Origin of the sequence: Okeania sp. SIO2B9 (assembly GCF_010672505.1) — a bacterium.
GTDB classification, from domain to species: Bacteria; Cyanobacteriota; Cyanobacteriia; order Cyanobacteriales; family Microcoleaceae; genus Okeania; species Okeania hirsuta.
On sequence record NZ_JAAHGK010000878.1, the window covers coordinates 1 to 3344 of the forward strand.

General features: G+C 35.6%; 4 protein-coding genes. All 4 read left to right on the top strand.

All coding sequences use genetic code 11. From position 1 onward, the window contains the following. On the top strand, positions 1-851 hold an 851-nt coding region (gene fmt / locus F6K13_RS24860; RefSeq protein WP_287288686.1), incomplete at its 5' end, for a methionyl-tRNA formyltransferase. Between the two features lie 633 nt (positions 852-1484). Continuing rightward, the gene (locus F6K13_RS24865; RefSeq protein WP_124154495.1) at positions 1485-1766 is read left to right on the top strand and encodes a hypothetical protein; all 282 of its coding nucleotides are present in this window, start codon (positions 1485-1487) and stop codon (positions 1764-1766) included. A gap of 362 nt (positions 1767-2128) precedes the next feature. Beyond that, positions 2129-2362, top strand: a complete 234-nt coding sequence (locus F6K13_RS24870) for a hypothetical protein (protein ID WP_205127620.1) — start codon at positions 2129-2131, stop codon at positions 2360-2362. 47 nt (positions 2363-2409) lie between these two features. After that, complete coding sequence (locus tag F6K13_RS24875) at positions 2410-2625, top strand: hypothetical protein (RefSeq protein ID WP_205127621.1); 216 nt, start codon at positions 2410-2412, stop codon at positions 2623-2625. Positions 2626-3344 lie beyond the last annotated feature (719 nt).

Consider the following 3344-nt stretch of genomic DNA (forward strand, 5'->3'; position numbering starts at 1 on the left):
TGTCATTAGCAGTTTCTCACATTATCCCTGTTTGGCAACCCCGTCGAGTTAAAAAACATACTGAAACTCTCAATTTATTACGACAAGCACAAGTAGATGTATTTGTGGTAGTTGCTTATGGACAGATTTTGTCTGCGGAAATTTTAGATATGCCGAAGTTGGGTTGTGTAAATGTTCATGGTTCGATTTTGCCCAAATATCGCGGTGCTGCTCCTATTCAGTGGTCTATTTATCATGGCGAGAAGGAAACAGGCAATACCACGATGTTGATGGATGTGGGGATGGATACGGGTCCAATGTTGTTGAAGAGTATTATTCCTATCGGTTTATTGGATAATGCTGCATCTGTGGCGGAGGTTTTGGCAAAGGATGGGTCTGATTTATTATGGGAAACTTTGTTGAAGTTGGAGACAGGGGATATTGAACCTATTGCTCAAGATAATTCTTTGGCAACTTACGCTCCGCTGATTCAAAATTCTGATTATCAAATTGACTGGTCAAGGAGTGCTTTGGAAATTCACAACCAAGTAAGGGGGTTTTTTCCCAACTGTGTCACAAGTTTTCGGGGTCAGTCTTTGAAGGTAATGGCAACTGTGCCAGTAGGTGCTGAATATTGGTCGGAGTTGCCACCTGAGTTACAGAAGTTGGAGAAGGTGTGGTCTTCTGAGTCTGAGGTTTCTGGGAGTGTGGGGGAAGTAGTGAAAGTTATTAAGGGTTTGGGACCGGTGGTACAAACTGGCGCTGGTTGGTTGTTATTGTGCCAGGTGCAGTTGTCAGGAAAGAAGGCGGTTTCTGGTTGGGATTTTGCTAATGGTACTCGTCTGGCCATGGGGGAGATTATTGGCAGTTAGGATGGGTCATTTCAGTTATCAGTTATAGCACTACACAAATAGGGCGCGGACATTGATAAATCCTCAAACTCAGTCAGGGATTACTTCTATAGGGGTGTTAATGATATTTTGCTTCGCATAACTATCGTTAATGTCCCTACTGACTTCTAATATCATGTCCGGATAATTAGTGATAAAAAAAACTTTCTTTTTCTTCTTCTTTCTTCCCTCCTGACTCCTGACTCCTGACTCCTGACTCCTTCATCGTTTATTTATAACTGTTCAACCGGACATGATATAACTTCTGACTTGCGCGTAGCGCTATATCAATACCTCCCACTGAAGCAGGAGGCTACGAAAATACGGAGTTCTCTTTTTTTTATCCCCTTAAAAGGGGAGACTTGAGACCTTATTTTTCGGTTATTGGTTGTTAAATTTAAAATTTAAACTTATAAATTTTAACTTTTAGTTTAGTTTCAACTGAAAAAATGGATAGGAATTAATTTAGACTATGTTGACAATTTTACAAGTATTAGACTCTCCAAGAATCAATTTCCTGCTCTTGATTAAAGAGGACCTAAGTAATTTTCTAGGAGGTTTACTAATTTGGACTATTTTAGCCTTTATTTTATATATAGTGGTCTTCTATGAGGCATGGATAAATTTTTACAGCAAATTGTTAATGCTAATAATAGTTTCTTAGAAACTAAGTTAGATAACTATGGCGAAGAGTTATGGAAATGGATGGAGGATAGATTTCAAATTTATGCTGCTTGGCAACATCCCAAAATTTGGATGAACAATGTGACAATAAAAAGCACTGGAGAAGGGACTATAGATTTGGCTGTAAAGTTTTTTATTGATAATGTGAAATTGAAACAATGTCAGCGTGGTAACCGCATTTGCAGTGAAGTTCATGGAGAAATTGTTAGCTGACTAAGGTAGGCTTATTTTTACAGATGAAGCACCCAATGGCAAACAAATCATCTAGGGATTTGCTCCTTCTTGAGAAAATCTGTTTTGGACTTAAATTTAAATACTTAATACAATCAAGTTGGATGAGAATAGAGTTGTTTTTTTGACCGCTAATTATACCGGTTTATACAAATCCTTTATTTATGAAGGTAAGGAAGAAGGTAGAGAGAAGAAGGATTAGAGAAGAATTTGAAAAACGTGCTTTTGATATCTGGATTTGGTATTACTTGGACTAGAATTGATGAATTGAATGAAGTAAAAATTAATATTTTTATAATGAATATTATTAGATAACTCGGCTAATATACTATTGTTTATGTTTAGTGTTTTCTGTAAAAAAAATACCTGCGATAGTTGCTAATCAAGAATTGACAGAAAAAATTTCTAACGAAAGTCCAGAACTTCAAGTTTTTCAACTCAAAACTCAACTTTTGAGTAAGGGAAGAAGTGACTATACCCTCGCCAAAACTGATTTAATGAGCGTCAGAATTAAATGTTACGCTCAAGGTGGAGAAAATGTTCTACACTCTCATCCTGGAGAGGACATACTTTTGTAATTTTAGCCGGAAAAGCTAGGTTTTTTGGCAAAGATGGTGAAGTTGGAGTGTTCAGTAGAAACCAAGGTATATTAGTTCCTAGAGGTGGTTTTTACAAGTTTCAAAGTTGTGGAGATGAGCCTCTAGTCATGTTGAGAATAGGCGCGGAAAAGGAAAAAATTCCAGTTAATCGTATTGGTATTGATGGTAAGTCATTACCAGGAAAATCAAAGGAAAACAAACATGAGGATGGTGTACTGATAGAAGGGTTATATTATGAGTAGCCGCTTTCTTAAGTAGCAATGTTAATGACGTTTTGAATCAATCAATGTTTTTAGTGATTCCTTCTCTAGAAACTACTAAATTTTTATTGGTAGGTTCTGGAGAAGATTATTGATATGAAATAGAAAATTTAAAACCTTAGATTTTTCTATCAGAGAAGTTTGAAAGAGGATTTCCACTATAATATAATTTTTAATTTACGGTCATTTCAGTTATCAGTTATCAGTACCTCAAAAATAACGTACTATACTATCAAGTCAGTTGAATATTTATAAATAAGAGAGTATGGAAAGATTTACTTTATGAAGTGAAGGGATTGTTTTTCCCTCCCGTGAGTGGAATGGAGTTCTATCGGGAATTAAACAGTCATCCAATTATCATTCCTTAAGTTTATTTTGAGCTTCTGTAATATTGTTAAAAACCCTTATTTAATCTCCCTTTAATATTGGTAGAATAGTCAAACTTATAAATCAAAAAATTAGCAAGCATTTCCTGCGGAATGCTGCGCAAACAGCTATTAGCTGTCAACTCTCAGCTCTCATGAGGGGGTTTGAATAAATATAGACTTTCAAGCCAGCTTTTATAGTAAGTATAAATTCTGACTCAATTAGTAAAGCTTTTATCTAAAATTAAAAGCAATAGCTGATAGCTGACGGCTGAATGCTTACAGAAATAAAGCAGAAATAATTAGTAGTAAAATATTATAAATTTTCAAAGAATA